The organism is Cystobacter fuscus, from assembly GCF_044360685.1.
Lineage (GTDB): Bacteria > Myxococcota > Myxococcia > Myxococcales > Myxococcaceae > Cystobacter > Cystobacter fuscus_C.
In genome coordinates this window covers 9,451,394-9,476,027 of sequence record NZ_CP043491.1, presented here as the reverse complement: position 1 = coordinate 9,476,027, position 24,634 = coordinate 9,451,394, and the positions used below count along the sequence as shown (strand labels likewise).

At 66.7% G+C, this 24,634-nt stretch carries 21 protein-coding genes; 15 read left to right on the top strand and 6 right to left on the bottom strand.

Features of this window, described 5'->3' with window-relative positions; genetic code table 11:
• Positions 1–107 precede the first annotated feature (107 nt).
• Positions 108–2,273, top strand: coding sequence for an ATP-binding protein (locus F0U63_RS38800; RefSeq protein WP_395838249.1), 2,166 nt, complete (start codon positions 108–110; stop codon positions 2,271–2,273).
• Between the two features lie 28 nt (positions 2,274–2,301).
• On the opposite strand, the gene F0U63_RS38795 is transcribed toward F0U63_RS38800, so the two are convergent.
• A complete protein-coding gene (locus tag F0U63_RS38795; protein ID WP_395838247.1) occupies positions 2,302–3,003 on the bottom strand; it encodes a hypothetical protein in 702 nt (233 codons plus the stop codon).
• 229 nt (positions 3,004–3,232) lie between these two features.
• Here F0U63_RS38795 and F0U63_RS38790 point away from each other — a divergent pair, with 229 nt between their 5' ends.
• The 3 genes from F0U63_RS38790 (at position 3,233) to F0U63_RS38780 (ending at position 6,657) form a co-directional block, all read left to right on the top strand.
• Entirely contained in the window at positions 3,233–4,399 is a 1,167-nt protein-coding gene (locus F0U63_RS38790) for an FAD-dependent monooxygenase (protein WP_395838245.1), read from the top strand.
• A 68-nt stretch (positions 4,400–4,467) separates the two neighbouring features.
• On the top strand, positions 4,468–5,367 hold the full coding sequence (locus F0U63_RS38785) for a helix-turn-helix transcriptional regulator (protein ID WP_395838243.1): 900 nt from the start codon (positions 4,468–4,470) through the stop codon (positions 5,365–5,367).
• A 75-nt stretch (positions 5,368–5,442) separates the two neighbouring features.
• Positions 5,443–6,657 (top strand): FAD-dependent monooxygenase, encoded by a 1,215-nt coding sequence (locus F0U63_RS38780; protein ID WP_395838241.1) that lies wholly within the window; start codon positions 5,443–5,445, stop codon positions 6,655–6,657.
• Positions 6,658–6,771: 114 nt separating this feature from the next.
• Here F0U63_RS38780 and F0U63_RS38775 read toward each other — a convergent pair whose 3' ends face one another.
• Complete coding sequence (locus F0U63_RS38775) at positions 6,772–7,158, bottom strand: hypothetical protein (protein WP_395838239.1); 387 nt, start codon at positions 7,156–7,158, stop codon at positions 6,772–6,774.
• A gap of 390 nt (positions 7,159–7,548) precedes the next feature.
• Between F0U63_RS38775 and F0U63_RS38770 the strand changes: the two genes are divergently transcribed.
• The 8 genes from F0U63_RS38770 to F0U63_RS38735 all read left to right on the top strand — a co-directional run bounded on the left by F0U63_RS38770 (position 7,549) and on the right by F0U63_RS38735 (position 15,020).
• Positions 7,549–9,333, top strand: a complete 1,785-nt coding sequence (locus F0U63_RS38770) for a fatty acyl-AMP ligase (protein ID WP_395838237.1) — start codon at positions 7,549–7,551, stop codon at positions 9,331–9,333.
• A 39-nt stretch (positions 9,334–9,372) separates the two neighbouring features.
• Positions 9,373–9,645, top strand: coding sequence for an acyl carrier protein (locus F0U63_RS38765; protein WP_395838236.1), 273 nt, complete (start codon positions 9,373–9,375; stop codon positions 9,643–9,645).
• Positions 9,642–10,661 (top strand): ABC transporter substrate-binding protein, encoded by a 1,020-nt coding sequence (locus F0U63_RS38760; RefSeq protein ID WP_395838234.1) that lies wholly within the window; start codon positions 9,642–9,644, stop codon positions 10,659–10,661. Before F0U63_RS38765 ends, F0U63_RS38760 begins: the two co-directional genes overlap by 4 nt.
• A complete protein-coding gene (locus F0U63_RS38755; protein ID WP_395838232.1) occupies positions 10,658–11,164 on the top strand; it encodes an acyl-CoA thioesterase in 507 nt (168 codons plus the stop codon). The genes F0U63_RS38760 and F0U63_RS38755 overlap by 4 nt, the downstream gene beginning before the upstream one ends.
• Positions 11,165–11,181: 17 nt before the next feature.
• Complete coding sequence (locus tag F0U63_RS38750; protein WP_395838230.1) at positions 11,182–12,264, top strand: diiron oxygenase; 1,083 nt, start codon at positions 11,182–11,184, stop codon at positions 12,262–12,264.
• Positions 12,261–12,563, top strand: coding sequence for a 2Fe-2S iron-sulfur cluster-binding protein (locus F0U63_RS38745; protein WP_395838228.1), 303 nt, complete (start codon positions 12,261–12,263; stop codon positions 12,561–12,563). Before F0U63_RS38750 ends, F0U63_RS38745 begins: the two co-directional genes overlap by 4 nt.
• A gap of 53 nt (positions 12,564–12,616) precedes the next feature.
• Positions 12,617–13,903, top strand: coding sequence for a cation:proton antiporter (locus F0U63_RS38740; RefSeq protein WP_395838226.1), 1,287 nt, complete (start codon positions 12,617–12,619; stop codon positions 13,901–13,903).
• Positions 13,904–13,994: 91 nt separating this feature from the next.
• The gene (locus F0U63_RS38735) at positions 13,995–15,020 is read left to right on the top strand and encodes a hypothetical protein (protein ID WP_395838224.1); all 1,026 of its coding nucleotides are present in this window, start codon (positions 13,995–13,997) and stop codon (positions 15,018–15,020) included.
• A gap of 85 nt (positions 15,021–15,105) precedes the next feature.
• Here the strand turns inward: F0U63_RS38735 and F0U63_RS38730 are convergent, their stop codons facing one another.
• Positions 15,106–15,993 (bottom strand): serine aminopeptidase domain-containing protein, encoded by an 888-nt coding sequence (locus F0U63_RS38730; protein ID WP_395838222.1) that lies wholly within the window; start codon positions 15,991–15,993, stop codon positions 15,106–15,108.
• Positions 15,994–16,219: 226 nt separating this feature from the next.
• Between F0U63_RS38730 and F0U63_RS38725 the strand changes: the two genes are divergently transcribed.
• Complete coding sequence (locus F0U63_RS38725) at positions 16,220–18,049, top strand: acyl-CoA dehydrogenase (RefSeq protein ID WP_395838220.1); 1,830 nt, start codon at positions 16,220–16,222, stop codon at positions 18,047–18,049.
• Here the strand turns inward: F0U63_RS38725 and F0U63_RS38720 are convergent.
• Positions 18,042–18,815: an acyl-ACP desaturase gene (locus tag F0U63_RS38720; protein ID WP_395838218.1), complete on the bottom strand. Its 774-nt coding sequence runs from the start codon at positions 18,813–18,815 to the stop codon at positions 18,042–18,044. The two genes, F0U63_RS38725 and F0U63_RS38720, sit on opposite strands and share 8 nt — an antisense overlap.
• Before the next feature lie 170 nt (positions 18,816–18,985).
• On the opposite strand from F0U63_RS38720, the gene F0U63_RS38715 reads away from it, so the two are divergent.
• Both F0U63_RS38715 and F0U63_RS38710 read left to right on the top strand, forming a co-directional pair.
• Complete coding sequence (locus F0U63_RS38715) at positions 18,986–20,815, top strand: AMP-binding protein (protein ID WP_395838216.1); 1,830 nt, start codon at positions 18,986–18,988, stop codon at positions 20,813–20,815.
• Positions 20,808–21,056: an acyl carrier protein gene (locus F0U63_RS38710; RefSeq protein ID WP_395838214.1), complete on the top strand. Its 249-nt coding sequence runs from the start codon at positions 20,808–20,810 to the stop codon at positions 21,054–21,056. The genes F0U63_RS38715 and F0U63_RS38710 overlap by 8 nt, the downstream gene beginning before the upstream one ends.
• Here F0U63_RS38710 and F0U63_RS38705 read toward each other — a convergent pair.
• A complete protein-coding gene (locus tag F0U63_RS38705) occupies positions 21,034–21,942 on the bottom strand; it encodes an alpha/beta fold hydrolase (RefSeq protein WP_395838212.1) in 909 nt (302 codons plus the stop codon). The genes F0U63_RS38710 and F0U63_RS38705 overlap by 23 nt on opposite strands.
• Positions 21,939–24,524: an AMP-binding protein gene (locus tag F0U63_RS38700; RefSeq protein WP_395838210.1), complete on the bottom strand. Its 2,586-nt coding sequence runs from the start codon at positions 24,522–24,524 to the stop codon at positions 21,939–21,941. The genes F0U63_RS38705 and F0U63_RS38700 overlap by 4 nt, the downstream gene beginning before the upstream one ends.
• Positions 24,525–24,634: the final 110 nt, after the last annotated feature.

Genomic DNA, 24,634 nt, shown 5'->3' with positions numbered 1-24,634 from the left:
GGCCCCCCCGTCCCCCCGGTGGCGTGCAGGGCGCTCCGCCGACAGGCACGGGTGGGCCGCGGGTGGATGTCCCGAGGGGGCCACCGCCGGCCGGGGCCCGGCCGTCCATGAGCACACCCGTCCCTGGTGCTCCGAGGCCGGAGCCCACGCGTCCCCAACCGGGCCCGGTGGGCGGACCCGCGGCGACTCCCGCCCCCCCTGCTCCTCGGAGCGACGCTTCCCGACCCCCCGCTCCGTCGCAGCCCCACGCCCCGCCGCAACCCCATGCGCCGCCGCAGCCCAAGGCCCCGCCGCAGCCCAACGGCCCGCCGCAGTCCAGGCCGCCGGCTGCTGCTCCAGGCGCGCCCCGCAACGAGGTCCTCAGCCCCCTGCCCAACGAGACGCTGAAGGAGTTCGAGGAATTGGCCAAGGCCTCGCCCCTGGAGCTGGATCCCGAGCTCGAGAAGGCCGTGGGCTTCACCCACTTCGACACCTCGGCGAGCGAGGACAACCTCATCACCGTCCTGACGACCCGGGCGGATCTGCACAAGCTGGCTTCCCAGACGCTCGTGCGGGTGAAGTCCCGCGAGGACAACCGCACCTATCTGGGCGTGGTGGTGCGGGGCCCCTTCTCCGAACCGGATGCCATCGCCGCCAACTCCACCATGGCCGTGGGCGTGGTCGTGCAGGGCAAGAAGCTGACCTACACCTTCGACTACCACGGGCGTGTCGACATCGAACTGCTGGGCGAGGAGGTGGGGGAGAACAAGCTCGAGCCCCCCGTCCTCCGGCCCCGCCCCAAGAGCCCCGTCTTCCTGCTGGATGAAAAGGAGAGCTCACGTGTGCTGGGCCTCGGGGGGCCCATGTGCCTCGGGTTGGTGGCGGGCTATGCGCGGATGGAGGCCCGTCTGGATCCCCAGGACAAGTCCATCCTTCCTCGTCACACCGGCATCATCGGGACGACGGGCGGCGGCAAGTCCACCACCGTGGCCACCCTCATCCACCACGCGCAGGCGGCGGGCATCGCGACCGTCGTCTTCGATGTGGAAGGGGAGTACACGCACGTGGATCAACCCACGAACCATGCGGCCATGCTCGCTGCCCTCCAACGCCGGGGCCGCAAGCCCGAGGGCGTGAAGGACCTGCACATCCATCACCTCGCGGGCCGGGACAGCCTCAACCCGGAGCACAAGAACCTGCACCGCTTCTCGCTGAGCTTCTCGAGCCTGTCGCCCTACGCCATCTCGGAGATCCTCGGCATGACCGAAGCGCAGCAGGAGCGCTTCCACAAGGCGTACGACGTCACGAAGCTGCTCCTGGAGGACTTCGAGATCTTCCCGCGTAGCGAGCAGGAGCGGGAGCAGGTGCTGGAGGTGGATGAGCACTCGACGGGCTATCCACGGATGACGCTCCTGCACCTGCTGGACGTCGTGGAGGCGTACATCTACAGCCTCGGCAGCGAGGGCAAGGAGGAGGGCCGGAGCAAGTCCAGGACCTCATCCCGCCGGCGGGGCGCCTCCAGTGAGGACTCCGAGGTGGAAGAGGGCTCAGATGAGGCGGAGTCCACTCGGCGTGGTCCCACTTTGCGCAGCCAGTTCCGGCACAAGCCCCATCTCGTGATGAGCAGGGTGCGCGAGCAGAGCAGCAAGAGCGAGGTCAGTTGGAAGGCACTGATGGGCAGGCTCCAGAACCTGCGGCGCCTCAATGTCTTCGATGTCGCGGATGCGCCAGGAGTGGATTACCGCGAGCTGCTCACGCCCGGACGGGTGTCGGTGATCGACCTGTCGGACACGGACTCGCCCCAGCACAGCAATCTCGTCATCGCCGACATCCTCCGGGGTCTTCAGGAGACGCAGGAGGCTCGCTACCAGGCGACGCACGGGCAGAACCAGTCCACGAAACAGCCCATGACCCCGGTGCTCATCATCATCGAGGAGGCGCACGAGTTCCTGTCCGCCAGCCGCTTCTCCCAGATGCGGGTGTTGTTCGAGCAGGTGGCGAAGATCGCCAAGCGGGGGCGCAAGCGCTGGCTGGGGCTCGTCTTCGTCACGCAACTGCCCCAGCACCTGCCCGACGAGGTGCTGGGACTGCTCAACAACTTCATCATCCACAAGATCACGGACAGCTCGGTCATCTCCAGGATGAGGAAGACGGTGGGCGGCATTGACGAGAGCTTGTGGAACCGGGTGCCACGGCTCGCGCCCGGCCAGGCGCTCATGTCGTTCAGCAACTTCACCCGGCCGTTGATGGTCGCGGTGGACCCCGCCCCCGTGAAGCGGCTGCTCGTGGATTAGCCGCGAGCCCTGCCGGGCACACGTGCCCTCAGAACGAGACGTGCAGTTGCACGCCGACGCGCGAGGGCGCCACCGCCACCTGGAGGTTCCACGTGGGAGAGGGGGGGCCCTTCGCGGCGCTCCACGCTCCCTCGCGGTAGCGTCGGAGCGTCTCCTCGGCTCCGAAGGGCTGGGTGAGGATCATCGCCTCGCCGATCAGGATACCGGTGACGGCGGTGACCGCGCCCGAGACCCACCGGTCGAAGAAGAGGCCCAGCACCAGTCCGGAGAGGAGGCCGTAGACGACGTTCGCGCCGTGCATCAGCCAGCTTCGGCCCAGCGCTTCGCCCTCGGCGCCGCGCACGAGCAGCCGTTCAGCCTGGGCGAGCACGTCACAGTCCACCTCGCTGGGGTGTTCGCGCGCCAGCGTGTCGAGCGTGAGGGAGTCGGTCATCACGTCCAGGGGGAGCGCGAGAAGCGCCGCGAGCCCGCCGGCGGAGGAGAGTGCGCCCACGTAGAGGTCCACCTGGTCGCCCGAGGGGACGGCCGGGACCGCGGCGAGCTGGCCCAGGGTCAACACCCCGTAGCCCGCGCCCCACGCGCCCGTCCAGAGCCGTGCCCGCTGTGCGTCCTCGCTCAGGTTGCGTTGGATGAAGACGAGTCGCTGGTGGTTCTCGGTTGGCGTGGCGCAGGTCTGCTCCGCGCGAGCAAGTCCCGAGACGAGAATCAACAGGAGCAGCGGCAATCTCATGGATGGAGGTCCCCCAGGCCGAGGAGCATAGGAGATCACGCCCCCGGTGCGCGACCTGGGGGCTCCAGGGGTTGGCTCAATCCTGCTTCCCCATCAAGGTCTCTGAAGTGGGAAGCGACTATACCCGCCGTGGTGCGTGGGAGGCTCCACTCGCCGCCATGGGCCGCGCGGCGCTTTCCCGTTAAAAACCCGGGAGCGCCGGGCGCCACTGCCGGCCGGGGGACGAGACATGCATACGGCGAAGCGGAAGGCATTGATCATCGGTGGGGGCCTGGGTGGTCTGACGGCGGCGCTCTCCCTGCACCAGCGGGGCTGGCAGGTGGAGGTTTTCGAGCAGGCGCCCCAGCTCCGGGAGGTGGGCTCGGGGCTGATGCTCTCTCCCAACGCCATGAGCGTGCTGATCGGGCTGGGGCTGCGGCACGCGGTGGAGCGGGGAGTGGTGGTGACGCTGGCGGAGATGTGCTCGTGGCGGGGGACGGCGCTGATGAAGGTGCGAACGGAGGAGCTGCCCTGCGAGGGGGCTCCGCCCGTGCTCTTCCACCGGGCGGCCGTGCACGGAGTCCTGAGCGAGGCGCTGGGGGATGGGATTCCGGTGCACCTGGGGGCGCGGCTGGCGCGCTTCGCGGAGGACGGGACCGGGGTGGTGGCGCACTTCGAGGACGGGCGGGAGGCGAGGGGGGATGTGTTGGTGGGGGCGGATGGGTTGCGCTCGGTGGTGCGTGCGCAGCTGCACCCGGGGGAGCGCCTGCGCTATGCCGGCCAGCCCTGCTGGCGTGGACTGGCGCGAGGCTTCGAGCACCCGGGACTGCCGCGGGGGATGTTGCGCGAGACGCAGGGCAGCGGAGCACGCTTCGGCATGGGTCATGTGCGCGAGGACATCGTGTACTGGTTCGCCGTCACCGACTGGCCCCAGGGGCAGCCCGTCCCGGGTGGCGACAAGGCCTTCCTCCAGGAGGTTTTCCGGACGGCCCATGCGCCCATCCCGCAGCTCATCGCGGCCACGGACGAGGCGGATCTGCTGCGCAACGATCTGCTCGATCGGCTGCCAATCAAACAATGGGGGCGGGGGCGGGTGACGCTGCTGGGAGACGCGGCGCACCCCATGATGCCCAACCTGGGGCAGGGGGCGTGCTCTGCCATCGAGGATGGAGGCGTGCTGGCCCAGGTGTTGAGCGGGGCGGAGGACATCGAGCGCGGCCTGCGGGACTACGAGGCCCGGCGCCAGGAGCGCACCGCGTGGTTGCAGCAGACCTCGTGGCGCTTCGGTGTCATTGCCCAGTGGAAGCACCCGCTCGCCGTCTGGATGCGTGAGCAGTCCGTCCGGCGGGCCCCGGCGAGCGTCATGCGGCGGCAATACGAACGGCTCTGGGGCTGGCGGCTGGAGGCGGACCGGTAGTGCCGCACTCCGTGGCGGCGCGGATCCACTACATCCGGCCCCCTCGACACCCCGTGAATCGTCCGTCCATGACTCGTACGCCTCAGCGCTCGTCTCCCCATCTCCTCACCCTGGACGCGATGGGCGCTGGGGGCCTGCCCTTGCGGGTCCTTCGCATTCCAGGGCCCCGGCCCGTGATTCCGCCCGGACCCCTCGTCTCGACCTTCTTCATGATCTTCGTGATGACGGCGGGAAGGGGACGAGCCCATCTCCTGGAGCCGCTCGAGGTCCAGGAGGGGGACATCCACCTCGTCCCCGCGGGCATGGAACACCAGCCCCTCGAGATGGGCAACCTCGAGGGATGGCTCGTGGGCTTCGAACCGCTGCTGCTCCGCTCGCTCGGACCCGAGTGGTTGCCGGAACCGCCTCGAAACCGTGGAGCGGCGAAGCCCACTCCAGCGCGAAGCCTCTTCGTCCGGGGACTGCTCCGGTTGCGGCCCGATCCAGCGCGGTGGCAGCGAATCGTGCACCGGGTGGCCGAGCTGGAGGCCGAGCTGCGAGAATCCCGGTGGGGCGCGGAGAACGCGACGTACGCATGGTTCGTCCTGCTGGTGACGGAGCTCCTGCGCGAGCTGCAGGAGCACGCGCCTCTCGCGCCGTCCATGAGCGGCCGGCTCGTGCACGATGCGCTCGCCTTCATCGAGGCGCACTGCTTGCAACCCCTCTCGCTCCAGGACGTCGCGGCGGCGATGGGGTGCACGCCCTCGCACCTGGCCAACGTCATCCGCGAGGAGACAGGGCTGACGGTGGGTGACTGGCTGCGCGAGCATCGCATGGTCGAGGCCCGGCGGCGCCTGCTGGACACGGAAGCCAGTATCGAGCACATCGCGAGCCAGGTGGGCTACGCCGACGTCACCCATTTCATCCGCACCTTCCGGCGCGCCCACGCCATGACTCCCCGAGCCTGGCGCGAGCAGCACCGCCGCTGACCCCAATCCAAGCCGATTTCCGCCCCAAGCCACGCTCTGGAGGCGTGCGCCGCTGCTCCTTACTGTCTGGACATCATGACGAACTCAACGACACCTCGTCGCCGTGTCCTGGTGGTTGGACTCGGCATCAGCGGCATCGCCACGGCCATCCGGTTTCACAAGCTCGGCTGGGAGCCCGTGCTCATCGAGCGGGCACCCGAGCGCCGCAAAGGCGGCTACTTCATTGGCCTGTTCGGTACCGGCAAGGCCTCGGCCGAGCGGCTCGGCGCGATGGAGACCCTGGTGGATCGAAGGTCCCCGCGGATGCAGTCCTACGAGGTTGACCGGGCCAATCGTCGCTACAAGGGCATGTCCTTCGTGGACGTGCCCGGCGATCCTCGCCCGCTGCTGCGCGGCGACATGGAGAACGCCTTGTTCTCCGCGTTGCCGAAGGAGGTGGAAATCCGCTTCTCGACGGTCCCCACTCGATTCGAGCAGGACGAGCGCGGGGTCGACGTCACGATGACCCACACGAAGAGCGGCACGAGCACGACCGAACGTTTCGAGCTCGTGGTGGGCGCTGACGGCATGCGCTCGACGGTCCGTCAGCTCGTCTTTGGTCCGCATGAGGACTTCTTCTTCCCGCTCAATTACATGATTGGAGCCTGCGTCCTGCGCAACCCCGTGCCGGGCTACGCCACGCACGAAGGACTGGTCCTGGCCGAGGCGGGAAGGTCGGCGTGGGTGTTTCCCTTCGCGAATCACAACCCCACCGTGCTCTTCTCCTACCGTGTCGAGGACGTGGCCGCGCAGTTCCGCGGCCGTCCCATCGAGTCGCTGCGCAAGGCGTACGGACCGGAAAAGACGGGGCCCGTGCTGAGCTATCTGCTCGACGAGTTCGAGGCGGCGGACGAGTCTCTGTTCGACTCGACCCATCAAGTGCGCATGAAGAGCTGGCACAAGGGGCGGGTCGTGCTGGTCGGCGATTCCGCGTGGTGCTTGACCCTGTACTCGGGCATGGGTGCTTCGTCCGGGATGGCTGGGGGTGAGCTGCTGGGCAACATGCTGGAGAAGTATCCAGACGACGTGGAACGCGCACTGTCCCAGTGGGAGGCGAAGCTGCGCCCGTTCATCTCGAACATGCAGCTCCACGGGCTGAAGATGAGACGGTTCTTCACTCCGTCCAACGAGGCTCAGCGGTTTCTTCGCGGGGCGACCACACGCCTCATGAGCAATCGTCTGACGGGCCCGCTCGCCCGGAAAATCATCCAGGGCAACAAGGAGACAATGATCGACATCGTCGCGCAGTAGGCCACGCCCCCGGTCCTCCTCCGGCGCGAGCCCGTGGGCTCCCCCACGCAGGCGTGGAGGAGGCGAGCATGGCGCTCGAGGCAGCCATCAGGAAGGCGCCGATGGCCGCGCGAATCAATAGAAGCGCAGCGAGGTGGTGACGTTGTCGAAGCCGGGAGGCATCGTGGGGCTGCTGGTCGGCGCCGCGAAGGAGGCTCCCGTACAGTTGGCGCCATCGAAGAAGAACGCCCCACAGTTGGCGAGGCGGAAGGAGGACGTCAGGTTGTCCGAGGCCGCCGGAAGGTTGATGCACTGGCCCACCGCGCCCGTCACCGGAAAGGGGTTGAGCGTCGGCCCGGAGAGGTTGGTGCCATCGAGCAGGTACGCGTAGCACGTGACCATGGCGTGCACTCCCGGCTGTTCAGCCGCCTCGGGAGCCACCTCGGTATTCGAGTCGCTCCCACCACACGCGGCCAGCGACACGGTGCACACCACCATCAGGGACAAGCGAAGCGTCTTCATGGGCTCGACTCCAGGGCTCTTGGATGGATCATTCCACCAGGTCACCTGGAGTATGAACCATGGTGTCATGCGGCGGCAGTGCGAACGTCCTGGTTCAGTGATTAACAGAAAAAGGCTTCCAACCCGAAAGTCGGGGGGGAGCGTTGATTCACTCGCAGTTTGATGGTATTTGTCTCCGGGTTGTCATGGGGATGGTGGGGGCTCGTTGCACACTTGGTGAGGCAGGACCGGGTTCCGCTCAGGGTCGGGGCTCGGTGTCGCTGTCGTGGGGCGATTTCCAAAGCATACGAGTTTCCATTCCTGGCATCTTTTTCGCCGAGGCCTCGGGCACACCTCTCTGAATGCAATTGCGTTTTCGGGCTGTCGTTCGCGTCGTCGGGGGCATTCCGGATGGCCAAGGAAGTAACTGTCGCGGAGGCGGTGGAGCGATTGACGGGCGCCGATGCGCGCATTGGCTTCTCATTCGTGAACCGGGTGGGCAACACCGAGCAGACCCGGCTCATCACGTTCCCGGAACTGGCCCGGCAGACCGCGGCCCGTGCTGGCGCGTTGCAAGCCATGGGGCTGAAGCAGGGTGAACGGGTTGCCATCATCCTCCCGGAGAATGACGAGTTCGTCCTCACCTTCCTGGGCGCCATCCGCGCGGGAATCATTCCCGTGCCCATCTACCCGATGCACGGGCTCGGTCAGTTGGACGGCTACCTCGAGAACGTGCGGCACATCGTCAGGCGGAGCGGCGCGGCGGCGGTGGTGACGAACGCGAAGATCAAGCTGCTGCTCGGCACGGTGCAAAGCCAGTGTGAGAGCGTGCGCGGCATCATCTCCACCGAGGCGCTCGTGGACGCCGCCGCGCCCCTGCGGCCCCAGCAGGTGAAGCTGGACGACGTGGCCTTCCTCCAGTTCACCAGTGGCTCCACGTCCAGCCCCAAGGGGGTCGTCGTCACCCACCGCAACCTGGCGGCCAACATCCGCTGCATCATGGAGGAGGGCTTTCGGGTGACGCCCGAGGACGTGGGCGTCTCCTGGCTTCCCCTGTTCCATGACATGGGGCTCATTGGCTTCTTGCTGGCCCCGCTCTTCTACCAACGGCCCGTGGCGTTCATCCCACCGCTGACCTTCCTGCAGCGGCCGGTGACGTGGCTGGAGTCCCTCAGCAAATACCGCGCGACCATCTCCTGTGCGCCCAACTTCGCCTTCGCCCTGGCCGTCAAGCGCATCCCGGAGGCGCAACGGCAAGGGTTGGATCTCTCCGCCTGGCGCATCGCCGGGTGTGGCGGCGAACCCATCCGCCCGGAAGTCCTGCGGCGCTTCGCCGCGGCCTTCGCACCCCAGGGCTTCCGCGCCGAGGCCCTGATGCCCATGTATGGCATGGCCGAGTCCTCGCTGGCCATCGCGCTGGGAAAGCCAGGAGCGGGGCTGCTCTCCACGCCCGTGGACCACGCCCGCATGAGCGAGGAGCGCATCGCCCTCCCGTCCAGTCAGCCGGAGCGTGCGTTGGACATCGTCGCGTGTGGCAAGCCGTTCCCCGGCCACGAACTGGCCATTTTCGACGTGGCGGATGAGACCAGCGCGTTCCCCCTCCCCCATGGGCACATCGGGGAAATCCGCATCGCCGGCCCCAGCGTCATGAAGGAGTATTGGGGCGACCCGGAGGCGACGGCCCAGGTGTTCGCTGGCAAGTACCTGCGCACGGGCGATCTCGGCTTCATCCTCGACGGTGAACTTCACGTCTGCGGCCGGCTCAAGGAGATGATCATCCTCAACGGCCGCAACTACTTCCCGCAGGACATCGAGCACGTGGCCACCACCGTGCCGGGAGTGCGCAAGGGCAACCTCATCGCCTTTGGCACGCACGTGGCTTCTGGTACGGGCGATGGTTCGGAGCGGATCGTCCTGGCGGTGGAGATCGCCGACCCGGCCTCGTTCGACCCCATGGCCGTCGTCCGGACGGTGCAGGCCTCGCTGGGCATCGCGCTCCACGAAGTGGTGGTGCTCCAGCCCGGGCAACTCCCCAAGACGTCCAGCGGCAAGCTGCAGCGCACCAAGACGCGTGCGCTGTACGAGCGGGGCGAGTTGCATGACCGGCGGAGCGCTCGAGAGACGAGCGTGACCGACACTCTCAAGCAGGTCGTCATCAGCCAGACCAGCTACCTGAAGGCTGTCCTCTTCAAATAACCCAGCCACCTCCCCGAGCCCGTCGGAGTGCATGACACCATGAGCCGTCCGGAAATCCGTGCCCTCATCCACCGCTGCCTCTCCGAGGTAGAGCCCCAACTGAAGAACCTGGACCTGACCGAGGAGACGGCGCTGCCCGAGCTGGGGCTCGACTCGCTCAAGCTCATCGAGGTGGGTGTCCGGCTCGAGGATGCCTTTGGCGACTCCGTGCGCTTCGACAACTGGCTGGAGCAGGAGCGCACCAGGCAGGGCAATGCCGCCTTCAAGCTGGGCTCGCTCATTTCCTTCATCGAAGAGCGGAGGGCCGCGTGACGGCGAGCCCCTTGCCCTACCGCGTCCGTGTCGTCAGCTCATACATCTACGAGAAGGAGGACAGCGCTCCCTACTCCACCATGGGCCGGCAGAACCGCTGGGTGGTGGGGTTCGTCTCGGCCATCACCCGGTTGAAATCGGGTCTGCGCGACTTCGATCTCCAATTCCATCGGATTCCCCCCACCCGTGAAGAGCTCATCCAACTGCTCTCCCGCTACCGGGAGGAGGGCGTTCGCGTTCTCATCATTCCGGGCACGGACTCGGTGGTGCGCGTCGCGGAGGTGAACCGGGACATCCCCGTGGTGTATTTCGGGGCCCATCCTGAGAACAACGGGATGGAGCTGCTCGACCATCCGAACATCACCGGGGTGCGGCTCAACCTGCCGCTCATCTGGAGCTATGAGAATTTCTCCCTGCTCAGGAGCGTGGTGCCGGATCTGGAGCGGGTCTACTTCCCGCTCAACCTGAGTTCCGAGTTCGCGTTCCCCAACGTGAAGAAGAACTACGAGCTCTCCCGGGCCAAGAAGGAGGGATTCTGGATCGCCCCTCCCTCCAGCCACGTCGGCTACCGAAGCGTGGCCTTCCTGGCGGAGCGGCTGGGGGTGAGCTTCCACGAGGGTCCGTACGCCACGCTCGAGGAATTGCAGGCCGGGCTGGACACGATGAAGGCGGAGCGCAGCGCCCTGATCGGCTTCAACGACACGGTGCTCAGCGGCAAGGCGGTGCAGGCGCTCCTCGCGTACTCCCGCGCCCGGCGCGTCCCGCTCTTCTGGGTCAACAACGCGGCCATCATCAAGCAGGCGGGCGTGGCGGACTTCTCCAGCGACTTCGAGGCCGTGGGCCGCCTGGTGGGCCGGATGTGCCTGTCCATCCTGCGCGACGGCAAGCCCGTCAGCGAGGTGCCCTTCGAGAATGACCCGGGGCAGAAACTCACCCTCAACCTTCCGGGCTGCCACGAGCTCGGCCTCACGATTCCGCCCGAGGTGCGGGCCCGCTTCGACGAGGTCGCGACATGAGCAAGCCGGTGCAGGTGCTCGGCTACCACGAGACGCCCGGCCGCGTCCGCTTCGGTGAGGTGGACCGGTACGGGTATCTCTGGCATGGCCACGCGCTCGCCTACTTCGAGGCGGCGAGGGCCGATCTGGCGCGCCGCACCCGGCTGAGCGTGTCGGACCTGCTGGAGTTCAATCTGGCGGTCCCCATGGTGGATCTGTGGATTGAGTACAAGAAGCCGGCGCACGAAGAGGAAGAGCTCGTCACCCAGATTTCCCTGTTGCGCCAACCGCTGCGCACCCCCTTCATCCAGTTCGCCTACCGCATCGTGAAGCTGCAGGACGGCCAGGAAGTCCTCCGCGGGCGGACGCGGCAGCTCATCATGCCCCAGAACGGGACGCTCCGGACGCGTTTGCCAGACGAGATCCAGAGCCGGTTGGAGTCGGTCTGGAGCTACCTCGAGACACGCCCCCGGTGGCAGGAGGAGCAGCTCCTCGGCCTCTTGGGTGGCCCCCCGTGTTCGTGAAGAAAGGACCCGTCCCCGTGGATCAGGTCGACCCGGTAGACAAGCTGTTGAGGAGGCAGATCAAGCTTTTCGAGCACGCTCATCGCACGCCCATCGAACTCAAGGGGTTCGGCCTGGCGATGAAGCAGGAGGGCATCGACAAGAGCAAGCTGTACTGCAACCCGGACTTCCTGCTCCTGCCGTTGCGCGAGTGCCCCCAGCTCTCCAAGCTCCGGCCCGAGCAGCTCTCCGTGCTGTCCGCGTACTACTTCGCGCGGGCGTATTCGGAAATCGCGACCTCGGAGTCGGTGGCGCTGCGCTACAACATGGAAGCGTCCGCGGCGGTCTTCCCACTGTACTCGGACAATTACATGGTCCTCTTCCACGAGACGGCGGAGGAGTTCGACCACATCATCACCTTCCGCAACGTCTGCCAGGCGCTCCTCGGGCGAGGAGATGTCATTGGCGGCGACTTCTTCCCCCATCTCAAGGCCGTCCCGGCCATGCTCGAGCGGTACCGGGGGAAGCTGTGCGACAACGGCTTTGGCGCCATGTATCTGCTGATGCGCTACATCCTCAACCTGGCGCTCAAGCAGCTCGAGGGCTTCATGACGGCCGGCCTCGACGAGAAAGTCGCCTCGCCGCTGGCGCTGCAGATCGTCGCTGGCCACGCGGAGGACGAGGCCCGGCACCTCACCACCTCGCTCGAGCTGGGGCTCGGCCTCTTCCGGCGAGCCACGCCCAGGTCGCGCGAGCTCATTTCCGGGGCGATGCGCATCACGATGTACTCGATGATTGACAAGCGTTTCTCCGGGGATCCGGCGGCCACCTGGAACTTCGAGACGGGCCTGGGCGTGCTCCAGCGGGCGCTCCAGCACCCCGAGTTCGCCGACTTCCCACTCAGTGCCGAGGCGCTGCGCGACTCGTGGGCGTCCGAGGGCATCACGATCCCCGCTGGCGCCGAGTTCGAGCGCTCGCGGAGATGGATCGCGGGGCAGTTGCACCGCCTGGCCGAGAGCATGGAGTTGGCGCTGACGCCTCAGGGCGAGGCTTTCGAGCGGTATCTGCTCTGCGCGCGGGGCACCTCCTCATCCCCTGAGGACCCGGCGAGGAGAGCATGAGTTCCGAGCGCGGTGGGCGGGAAGTCGAGCTTCAGGTCGGGGACGAGCTCCTGAAGGTCAGGTCCGGGGAGAGGCTCATCGACATCTGCGAGCATCACCAGACGTGCATCATGTTCAGCTGCCGTGCGGCTTCTTGCGGCACGTGCGCCATCGTCGTCGAGCAGGGCATGGAGAACCTGTCTCCCGTGGAGGGACTGGAGGCCATTGTCGTCGAGGAGGTGTCCGAGGGACGCCCCAACGTGCGCCTGGCGTGCCAGGTGCGGATCCTCGGCTCCGCGTGCATACGCCCCCTGTCGTAGCGGTTTGTGACCCGAGTCCAACCCATCCCTCACGAGCGGGAGCGCCAGGAATCATGCCCAAGCCTGAATCGCTGGTCCTCTTCCTCTTCGTGCTGTTGCTCCTCGCCCACCTGCTCGGTGCGCTCTGCGTCCGGTTGAGGCAGCCGCGAGTGGTGGGAGAAATCCTGGCGGGTGTGCTCGCGGGACCCGCGCTCCTGGGGCGCCTGGAATTCTTTCCAAGGCCTGGAACCGAGCACCTGCCCGTCCTGGATTTTCTTTATTCCTTCGGGCTGCTGATGTTGATGTTCCTATCGGGGGCGGGCATCCACTCGCTGTTTCACCCGGATGATCGGCGGCAGATCGCCTGGCTGACCTCGTTTGGAACGGTGCTTCCCTTTCTCATCGCCACCGCGCTGGGCATGAGCCTGCCCCTGGAGCCGCTCCAGGGCCCGGCGGGCCACCCCGTCGCGCTCCTGCTCATCATCGGCATTTCCGTCTCCATCACCTCCATCCCCGTCATCTCGCGCATCTTCCAGGATCTCCAGGTGATGCATACGCGCTTCGCGCGGCTCGTGTTGGGAGTGGCGGTGGTGGAGGACATCGCGTTGTGGGGAGGACTGGCCGGAGCCCTGTCCCTGGCACGCGCGAGCACGCTGCCCTGGAGCGACATCGTACGGCACATCACCACGACCCTGGTCTACATGGCCGTGGGCCTGCTGCTGGTGCCCAGGGTTCTTCAAGGGTTGCAAGCGGCGCGCTGGAAGCCGCTCGCGCGCATGTCGCCCGTGGCGCAGGTGATCCTGCTGCTCCTGGCCCATGCCGCGGTGGCGGACCTCCTCGACATCAACCAGGTCTTCGCCGGCTTCCTCGCCGGTCTGGCCGCCTCGAGGAGTTCCTCGTTCACCCAGGAGACGCTGGACTCCATCGCGGGGCTCTCCAACGCGCTCTTCATCCCGCTCTATTTCGCACTGGTCGGCTACAAGCTGGCGCTCATCGACGCGCTCTCGCCTGGAATGCTTTGCGCCTTCCTCGTTGTCGCCTGCGTCATCAAACTGGCCTCGGTGGGACTGGGGGCCCGGCTCGCCGGATTCCCTGCCTCGGATGCCCTCAACCTCGCCGTGGCGACGAACGCGCGCGGAGGGCCAGGCATCGCTGTGGCCAGCGTGGCGTTCGATGCCGGCATCATCAGCCCCGCCTTCTACACCACGCTGGTCGCGGTGGCGGTGTTGACCTCCCAGGCGGCGGGCGCATGGCTGGACTCCGTGCTGCGGCGCGGACAATCCCTGCTCAGCGGCAGGTCCGAGCGGAACTTCGCCGTGCCCAACCTTCTTCATGGAGGTAACAAAGGCCCGGCGCCTTGAAGGCATCGGCTTGCACGCCGCCAAAAGTGCGAAACTCAAATCTGGAGTGCCTGACAAAACATTGCGGGCGGTTTTGGTGTAGACTGAGCTTATGCTGATTGATTACCGGCGCATTCAATCGGGTGGGGCGCTCAGGAAGTTGGAGCAGAAGAACTTCCTCGAGAACAAGGCGAAAATGCAATGGTGGTACGTGGACGTCGTGATGAGCGATGGGAGCGTGCTGCTCGTGGCGTTCGTGCCGAAGAAGTGGTGGCCGGACGTGGCCAGTGCGAATCTCGACGACGCACTGGTGTTCGTGGCGATGGTGGATGGCAAGGACCGCAAGTCACGGTCGGTGACCAGGACGCTGGATTCGTCGCGCATGCACATCTCGAAAGATGGGCTGCGCCTCGAGGTGCCCGGCGTGACCATCGTTCGCGAGGACACCAACCCGGTGACGTATCGCTTCGTATTCGATCTGGACGAGGTGAAGGGTCAACTGGATGTCCGCGCGGTGGCGCGGCCGTTCTCGGCGTTTCCGATGGGATCGTTGCCCGGGGTGGGCCGCGCCGCGCTGCTCGGCGGGGCTCTGAGCGGCGAGGCGTTCAGCTACGTCTCTCAGGTGCCGCGCGGCAGGGCCAGCGGTGAGCTGTCCTGGGGCGGGGATCGAATCGCCATTGACGGTCACGCCTATCACGAGCAGGGACGTTTCGATGACGCGCCAGAGCGTCTCAGCAGGAAGGGCTGGTTCTGGTGTCATTTCCTCCATCCCGAGTGGAACGTGTTCGGGTCGCCGGGGGTGTTCCTGTACGTGCAGAAGGAGGAGCAGCAGCCGGTGTTCAGCGGCTTCAATCTCTTCGACAAGAGCATGGGGTTCAAGAACCGCACGACCGCGGGAGAGGGTCCGCACCACAAGATCTATAGCGGCGGCGAGATGCGCTTCGCGTACGACGGCCTCCAGCTATCGGTGAAGGCGGACCCGAAACGCAACGCGCCGCTCGTGTCGTTCCCGTCAGCGACGACGCGGCAGATCTACCACACGCTGGTGACCGACGCGGAGTTGACCGTCGAGACCCAGGGCACGACCAGGCGCATCCCGGGGCAGATGATCCTCGAGTCATGCTGGCTGGGGCTTTGAGCCCTCCGAACTGGAGCCTCGTGGGGGACCTCGCCGCTTGGAAATCAGCGGGCGCGGTGATGTCCCCCGAGTCGTGTGGGGCGTCTCAAGCGCCTTCCAGCACCGCTCGCCACAGCTCGGGCCACGCCGCCGAGTTGCTTCGCCGAAAGACATCCTGATGCCGCAGTGCCTTGACACCGAGGTCCGACGGGCGACGCACGCGCACGTCTTTCTGCGCCTTGGGCATGAACTCGAGGAAGCCGCGAGCGGTTTCGGGGGTCGTCAGGGGATCATCCGTGAACACGTACGAGAGGATCGGCGTCGCGATTTCATTGAAGTAATGTGGCTTCAACCGGTCGCCGAGCTCGCCGCGGAAGTAATCCGCCTTGTGAGACCAGCGCCGCCAGGTCTTGAACGCGCCGGCGGGCAGGGTCGAACCGCCCCAGAGCCCACCCGAGGGAATGAAGCCCTTGGTCGCCAGTTGAAGCGGCCCATAAATCCACCAGAAGAAGAGGTCCGTCAGTTGCTGCTTCGGGAAGCGGTGTTTCCACCAGGTCCCGAATCCGACGCCGATGAACACCTGCCGGGTGATTTTCTGATGGTTGGGCATGAAGCCCGTGATGTGCCCACCGACGCTGTGCGCGACGTGAATCACGGGGACGCCCGGTGCGGCTTCAATCAAGCGATCGAGCGCGGCGGTCATGTCGAGGCGCCCCCAATCCGGGGTGTCCATCTTGAATGCGCGCAGATCCTTGGGCGCCGAGGCGGCGACGCCGCGGTAGTCGTAGACAAGGCACGCCGCGCCGCGCTCCGCGCCGTAGCGCATGAAATGGAGGTAGAACTCCTTGGGCAACCCGGTCGCCGGGGAGAAGAGGACCGCCGCGGTCGGCTGCTCCGGAACCAGGAGCCGCCCGGAGAGCGGGAAGCCGTCCGTCGCGTTGAAGGTGATGTCGTGTTCGCGGATGTTCGTCGACTTCTGCGTCGGAGTGTCCATGGCTGTCTCCTCGAGGGGCTCGCCCACGGCGCGATACGGCTACATCAGCCAATCTCCCGGGAACCCGTCATCGACTTGCTCCCCCCTCGTCAGTAAGGGTCGCGAGGATAGCGGGTTGACCCGCGAGGAACAACCGCGAAGGACGTTCCGTGATGAACAAAGATTGCGTACCGGTCTTGATCGCGGATGACCGTGTTCCAGATAGTCGACACAACGAGGCCCCATAATGACTATGCAGCCCCTCTTTGCTTCCGAGCCCTCGGTCGAGGATCAACTCTACCGGATCCTGAACAGCACTCGTCCCGAGTATGCCTGGAAGCTGCGCAGGTATTTCGAGGAGCATTGGGATCCGGCACTGTCTTTCCAGAACGAGGACCTCGATGGGTTTCGCGAGAAGACGCACTTCATGGTTCGCAAGCTTCTCCAGGCGGACCTGCTGTCCCTGTCCGAGTTGAACCAGAAGCCATCCGAGTACATGAAGTTCTGCGAGCATTCGTGCTGGATCGACGGAAGCGTCGCGGCCACGTTGTTCGGGCACTTCCTCATCTTCGGTGGAAGCCTGGTCTTCCTCGGCACCGAGCGGCATCGCTCCCTGGTCGATGTCGCCGATGATTTCAGGCTCCCGGGCTGCTTCTGCATGACGGAGGTCGGACACGGCAGCAATCTTGCGGGTCTCGGCACCACCGCGACGTACGATGCCGAGCGCGGCGAGTTCATCATCCATACGCCGAGCTGGCGTGACGCGAAGTGGGCGATCGCGTTGCTCGCCTGGAACGCGCGGGTCGTCACCGTCATGGCGCAGCTCTACATGCCCGATGGGGAGTGCAAGGGAATCCACTCGTTCCTGGTGCCGGTGCGGGATGAAGAGGGACGTCCGCTGCCGGGCGTGAAGATCAGCGATGTCGATTGGCTGATTGGCTTGAACGGCGTCGGAATCGGCGGGGCGATGTTCGAGCAGGTGCGCATCCCGCGCGAGAACCTGCTCAACCGTTTCGCGGACGTGACGGCGGAAGGGAAGTATGTGACGGCGTTCGCTTCGCCGGGTGAGCTCTTCCGCGCGCAGATCTCCCCGCTGATGATCGAGCGGCTCGTTCCCTTCGCGGTGGCGGGCATGAAGATCGCTCTCGCCGTGGCGGCGCGTTATGGCAAGGAGCGGCGCCAGTTCGGACCGCGCGGTGGCCCGGAACGCCCCATCATCGAATACAGCAGCCACAAGCGGCGATTGATGCCCGGCGTCGCCGAGACGTACGCGGTCGCGTTCATGCTCGAGCGCCTCCACCTCGAGGCGGATGTCACGATGCCCGAGCCGTTGCCAACGCCGCTTCAACCCCTCTGCGCGTCGTTCAAGGCCTATTCGTACGAGACGGCGACACGGGTCATCCAGAACGCACGCGAGTGCTGTGGTGTGCACTCGTTCCGGCACGTCAACAAGATCGCCCGGGCGCAGCTCGACATGCACGGCTTCGCGCACGCGGCCGGTGACAACGTGGTGCTGTTTCAGTACGCGGGGCGGATCCTGCTCGAGGACTTCGCCGGGGGCAAAGGTCCGTTCAAGGAGGCCGCCGAGCCCGATGCCGCCGCCTGCTCGGCCACCTGCGCGAAGCACCAGGCGTTGTTCGAGGCACGGTTCGCCCAGCTTCTCGACTACACGCGCGGCGAGTTCATGAAGCACATGGGCGAGGGCTTGAATCGCGCCGACGCATGGAACGAGATCCTGACGTTCGCGATCGAAGTCGGCCGCGCGTACGCGATTCGCGAGACGCACAAGCAGTTCCTGCGCGTCATTGGCACCTGCGCGCCGGGTCCGGCGAAGGACCTCCTGCTGGAGCTGTGCGAGCTGTATGGGTGGTCAACGGTGTCGGCGAACCTCGGCTGGTACCGGGATGTCTCCGACGGCTCGCTCGATCTCTCCGGGATCTCCGTCGAGCGCACGGTGCTCGAGTATTCGCAGCGGCTGGCACCGAAGCTCGACCTGTTGGTGGATTCCTTCGGGATTCCGGAGGTGCTGCTCCCGGCGGCGGATCTGATGGCCGACCTGCCGGGGAAGTTCAGCTAGCCTGGTCGCGCGTCTGATCGATGGCTCGCCGTTGATACTCCGCGAACTCCTGGCGCGACACGCCCAGGAGTTTGAGGAGCGGCATCCAGACCTTCAGGAAGAAACCCCAGCGATTGAAGCTGTTGTGCATGCGCAGCGTTTCGACACGCCGCTCCGAGTCGGGGAGGAGATCGATCGCCGGCATGCGGAAGCCGACGGACACGAGGGCGAGGTCCTCCAGCGTCTCGTGGCGGTGCTCCTCGAGTTCGAGCTTGAGGACGGCGCGGTAGAATTGCTGGTGCGCCGCCTCGTCGCGCGCGATGAGGCGGTAGATGGTCGCGAGCACCTCGTCCTTGCCGGCCTGCGCGTCCTCGAGCTGGCGGGCGTAGGCGAGGAGCGTGCTCGCCTCCTGGATGGCGCCGTAGCAGGTCATCCGGCGGGGCGTGTCCCAGGGAAGGCGCCAGGGCCTGGCCGCGATGGCGTCCTCGAGGCCGCGCAGCTGCTCCTCGGTGCGCAGTCCGGTCTTGAGGAGATACATCCGCAACGCGAGGCCGTGCTTGGATTCCTCGTAGCCCCAGTTCGCCTGGAACCACGCCCGGCCGAAGTTCTCGCGCACGAGGTTGACGCCCTGGCCGAGATAGTCGGGGAGGTAGAGTTCGACGCCGCAGAATGTCTCGGCGTTCATCGCGCGCCCCTCGTCGTAGGCCGACGGGTCCAGTTGATCCCACGGAATGTCGTCGTGCACGCTCCAGCGCCGCTTCTTCTCGGCGGTCTCGAAGAAGCTCATGTACATCCTGTAGACTTCTTCTCGGAATCGGACTGATCCACTCATGGCGGCCCCCTGTTCACGGGGAGTATTTATTGCAGTTGCGCATCGCCCGCCATTGGAATTAGAATTCCTTTCATAATCTAACGATGATCCTTCGAGCCGAGGGGGCTGGTCTGCCTGGGGGGATAATGAAACAAAGTCACGGTCTCCTCGCGCGGGTCGAGGGCGTACACGAAAGCCTCACCCTGCATGAAGCCTTGCTCAGGTTGGACGAGGCTCCGGCGACGCGCGGATTCACGTTCCAGAATGAGCGTGGCGAGGAGCACTTCGTCGGATTTCCCGCGCTTCACGCCGAGAGCCGCCGACGGGGCGCGGCGCTGCAGGCGCTGGGGATGAAGAAGGGCGATCGCCTGGGGATGGTGATCATCGATCCCGAGGACTTCATCGTGACGTTCCTCGGTGCGTTGCGCGTCGGCGTCGTCCCGGTGCCGCTCTATCCGCCGGTGCACCTCGGCAATCTCGAAAGCTACACGCGGCAGGCGGCGGCGATCCTTTCGTCATCGGGCTCGACCGTGCTCGCGGTGAGCGCTGGGCTGGCCAGCATCTTCTGGGCATTCGTGGATCGCGTGCCGAGCCTCGCGCGCGTGGTCGAGACGTCGTCCCTCGCGGCGGACGCGTCGGCGCTGCGTGAGGTCCTGGTGGCGCCGGAGGATCTGGTGTTCCTGCAGTACACGTCGGGCTCGACGGGGACGCCCAAAGGGGTGAAGGCGACCCACCGCACGCTCATCGCCAACATCCATGGCTTCATGGGCGCGTCGCTTTCCATGCAGCCGGGGGTCGACAGCGGTGTGAGCTGGCTTCCGCTCCAGCACGACATGGGATTGATTGGCTTCGTGCTCGGGCCGCTCTACTGGCAGGTCGCGGTGACGTTCATCCCCACGCTGCGCTTCCTCAAGCGTCCGGAGTGCTGGATGGAGACGGTGCACCGCCAGAAGGCGACCGTCTCCTTCGCCCCGAATTTCGCGTACGGGTGGCTGACGCGCGTCGCCAAGGACGAGGATCTCGAGCGGTGGTCGCTGGGGCACGTTCGCGCCCTCGGCGTCGGCGCGGAGCCGTTGCATTACGACACCCTGAAGCGCTTCACCGACAAGTTCGCGCGCACCGGGCTGCGCCCCGACGTGCTCCTTCCGGCGTATGGTCTGGCGGAATCGATGCTGGCGATCAGCATGAAGACGTCGACCGACCCGATGAAGGTGCGGACGCTCGACGCCGGGCGCTTTCGCGATGACGGCGTGTCCAAGCCCGCCGACGGTGGAGAAGTCGAGCACCACATCAGCTGCGGCAAGGTCATCCCTGGACACGAGCTGCGCGTCGTCGACGAGAAGGGAGTGACGTGCGCCGACGGCGTACGCGGCGAGATCCTGTTCCGCGGCCCATCGGTGATGGAGGGCTATCAGGAGGGCGGTGCCGAGGAGCTCATCGACGCCGATGGATGGCTTTGGACCGGCGATCTCGGCTACCTCGTGGACGGTGAGCTCTTCGTGGTGGGGCGAGCGAAGGATCTCATCATCATCCGCGGCCGCAACATCAGCCCGCAGACGATCGAGTGGGAGGTCAACAAGCTGCCGGGCGTGCGTGTCGGCACGGCCATCGCGGTCGCGGTTCGCGTCGAGGACAGCGAGGGCGTGGTGGTGATGTTGGAGACGCGCGGCGACAACGTGGAGGCGCTCAAGGCCGAGGTCGCCGCGACGGTGAAGCGAGTGATCGGCGTTCCACCGGCGGACGTGGTCTGTCTGCCGCCCGGGGCGATTCCCAAGACCTCGTCGGGCAAGCTCCAGCGCGCCAAGGCGCGCCGGCAGTATCTGGAAGGCAAGCTCGGGCGGGAAGGGTCGCGCACCGCCGGGTCGATGGGAGCGCGTCTACGCCTGGGGCTGCAGGTGACCCGCTCCTGGTGGGCGCGCGCCCGGTTTTCGCTGTGGCCCAAGAACACGAACGAGGAAGAGCACAGACATGAGTGAACAAGAGATCATCGACCTGGTGAAGACCTCGCTGAACAAGGTGCGGCCGGAATTCGCCGCCGGTTTCGAGTCCGTGGGCATCAACACGCGGTTCGAGAGCCTCCGCATCGATTCGGTCGACACCCTGCGGATGATCACGTTCCTCGAGGACAGGCTCGGCTTCGTGTTTCAGGACGAGGATCTGGGCCGCATCGAGACGGTGAAGGATCTGGCCGCGCTCATCCAGAAGAGCGCGCGTTAGCTCCACCGCTGGCCAGCGAGGTGATGGCGCTGGCGATGTCGCCGGGCACCTCCTCCTGCAGGAAGTGTCCGGCCTGGGTGCGCTTGACCTCCGCGCGCGGCAGGAGCCGCTCGAGCCACCCGATGACGCGTCCGAGCACTGGATCTCGGACACCCCAGACGATGCGCATGGGGCCCTTGAACGACTCGGCGGCTTCCTGGCAGCGCCGCAGCGGCGCGATGGAGCGATGCTCCAGGGAGTCCGGCACCATGCGCGCGAGGGCGAGGGGCGCGGTGCGGTCCTGGAGGCGGCGCAGTGGCCAGCGATAGGCGCGGGCGACCTCGCCGCGAATGCTGCTCCGCTCTCCCTGCGCGGCCCAGAGCACGCTCTGCGGGAATTGCAGGCCGCGGAACAGCACGTCGCTGAGCACGGGAAGCTGGCTCGAGCGATGGAACAGTGTCGGACGGAACCCGGGGCGCGGGGGCCCGAGGACGGTGTTCAGGATGACCATGCCCGACACGCGCTCGAGCCGCTCGGCGAGCGCGAGCATTCCGATGGGCCCGCCCCAGTCCTGGCCGACGAAGATCATGTCGTCGAGACCGAGCGCGTCGACCAGTCCGCCGATCCAGGCGGCATGGTTCTCGAGGGTGTGCACGCCCAGGTCGCGCGGCTTGTCGGAGAGGCCGAGGCCGACGAGGTCAGGCACGATGCAGCGCACGGGCTGTCCGCGGAGGGCGGCCATGACCTTGCGGTAGAGAAAGCCCCAGGTGGGATTGCCGTGGAGCATGAGGACAGGCTGCCCCTGGCCAAACTCCATGACGTGGATGGAGTGGCCCGCGACGGGAATCTGGCGGCGTTCGACGCCGTGGGGCAACTGTCGGAGAATCCAATCAGGCAGCTCGGTCATGAGGGGGCTCCTTGCAGCAGCGCGGCGATCCGCGCGCGCAGCGTGTCGGTGCGTGCGTGGACGTCGGCGGATGGGTCGTCGGGGAGTGGCGCGCCAGCGCGGAGGGTGACGCGGTGAAGGCGGGGAAGGAACTTGTCGCGCGGCATGACGCGGTGGGCTCCGTCGATCGCCACGGGGATGATAGGCACCCGTGCGCGCCGTGCGATCACCGCCGCGCCGTGGCGGAACGGCAAGAGGGTGCCGTCCCGGGAGCGCGTCCCTTCGGGGAACACGACCAGCACCGCGCCGCGCTCGAGGTGCGCCACGCTCTCCTCGATGGCGGTGGGGAGGTTGCGGCTGGCGTCGATCGGCATCACGCCAATCCGACGCGCCAGCGGGAGCAGGGGCCCGCCGAAGTATTTCGGCTTTCCCACCATGCAGGTTCGGCGGAAGACCGACCACGGAAGGGCGGACAGGAGCACGAACACGTCGAGGAACGATTGGTGATTCGAGCAGATCAACGCCGCTCCCGATGGACGCAGATGCTCGGTACCCTTGACGCGCATGCTCAGCAGCAGCCACTCCAGGCCACGCAGGCCGCGCAGGATCACGAACGCCAGCAGGGTCAGCGCCAGGCTTCGTGGCGGCGGGCGGGAGGTGGTGGGCGCGGCCGGTGCGGGCACGCCATGGGCCGTGGCCTCGACGAGCTCGCGCACGGATTGCACCGTCGCCAGCACCTCGCCCACGGCGTTGACGTCCAGATCCGACAACAGCGACAGGCGCGCCAGTGAATCAAGGCCGAGATCGATGTCGAGAAGCAGATCCGGATGGAGCTCCGCGCGCGGGCGGCTCGTACGCGCGGCGATGAGCTCGAGCGCGCGTGCGTGCGCGGGGACCTCGGCCCACACGCGGTCGGCGTCGCGCCACACCGGCTTCGACCCGACGCGCTCGGCGGCCTGGGCCGCTTTGACCCATTCCTGGAGCGCGGCGCGTTTGAGCTTGCGCGTGTTGGTGCGTGGCAAGGGCTCACGGGTGATGGTGACGCCAGCGACGCGCTTGTAGGACGGCAGCGAGGCGGAGAGGTTCGCGACCTCCTCGTGGAGCGCTTGCTCGACGTTGCCGGTGCCAGCGGCGCGGAGGGCCTCGAGGTCGGGGACGACGACGAGATGGAGCCGCGAGTCTCCCCCCGTGCCGCCAGGCGCGAGCGTGACGCCGACCTCGGCGATGAACTTCGAGCGCGCGAAGTGCGTCTCGAGCTCGCCCGGCTGGATCTTCTTGCCGCTGGGAAGGACGATGGTGTCTCCGGCGCGACCCAGGACGTAGAGATAGCCGTCCGGGTCGAGGTACCCGAGGTCGCCGGTATGGAACCAACCGTCTTCGAGCTTCGCCTCGCCCGGGCGGTTGTAATAGCCCGGCATCACCATCGCACCGCGGATGAACACCTCGCCGGGCGCTTGAGGGCTCCCTCTCCCGTCCGGAACGTCGATGCGGAACTCGGCGCCGGGCACCGCGCGGCCGACCGTGCCGATGACCGACTCTCCTGGCCGGCCAATCGCGATCGCGCCGGTGGTCTCCGTGAGACCGTAGACCTGAAGGATGTCGATGCCCAGGGCGTGGAACGTGCGCGCGGCTTCCGGATCCAGGGCCGCGCCGCCGGAGATCAGCGCGCGGATCTTCGGTCCGAACGTGGCGTGGATCTTCTTGAACAGGACCTTTCCCGCGTTGAAGCCGATGGCGCGGGCGTGGCGGTTCAAGCGCAACAGGCGCGGAAACATGCGTCGCAACCGGGGCGACTCATCGACCTGCGCGCGCACGCGACGCAGGAACAGGTGATAGAATTGCGGAACGCAGAAGAAGATCGTGATGCCACCATCACGCAGCGCGCCGGTGATGCGAGTGACTTCGATCTCGGGGAGGAGCACCACCGTCGCGCCGACGGCGAGCGGAGCGAGCATGCCGCCGATCTGCGCGAGGATGTGAAAGAAGGGGAGGACCGACAGGACCACGTCGTCGCGGTTGGCGCGCAAGGAGAGGATGATTCCGTTCACCGCCGCGAGCAGATTCGCGTGCGTCAGCATGACGCCCTTGGGCTCGGACGTCGTGCCTGACGTGTAGAGCAGCCCGGCCAGCTCGTCGCCGCCGCCGACGAGTTCCGTGGGTGCGGCGGCGTCGCTGGAAAACACGCCATTGGCTTGCTCGCTCAGGCTGAACACCTGCTCGAGCTGCGTCCACGCGGCGCTTTGCGCTTGGACCTTCGCGTCGACGATGGCGAAGCGGGCGCCAGCGTCCTTCATGAGAGCGCCCAGCGCCGCCGGGGACAACTGTGGATCCAGCGTCACCGCGACGGCGCCGAGGCCGACGATGGCGTACCAGGCCGCGCACCAATCCGGATGGTTGGCGCCAATCAGCGCGCAGCGCTCACCGCGCTTCAGGCCGCGCTCGGCCAGGAACGCCGTGGCGCGTGCGACGCGCTCGACGAACGCGCCGTACGTCACGACCGTGCGCGAGTGCAAGCCTTGCACGGCGAACGCCGGTTGCGCCGGGTTCTCCTTCGCTCGCCTGCGCATCTCCGCCGCGATGTGGTTTGTCGATCGTTCGGTCATGTTCGACGCACGCGCCAACGGTACACCATCTGGGCGGCAGCCTGTTGAGCACCCCTTGGGTTGCGTCGATTGCTTGACGGAGAGGTGGGTGGTTTCAGTCGGAGGTTCGC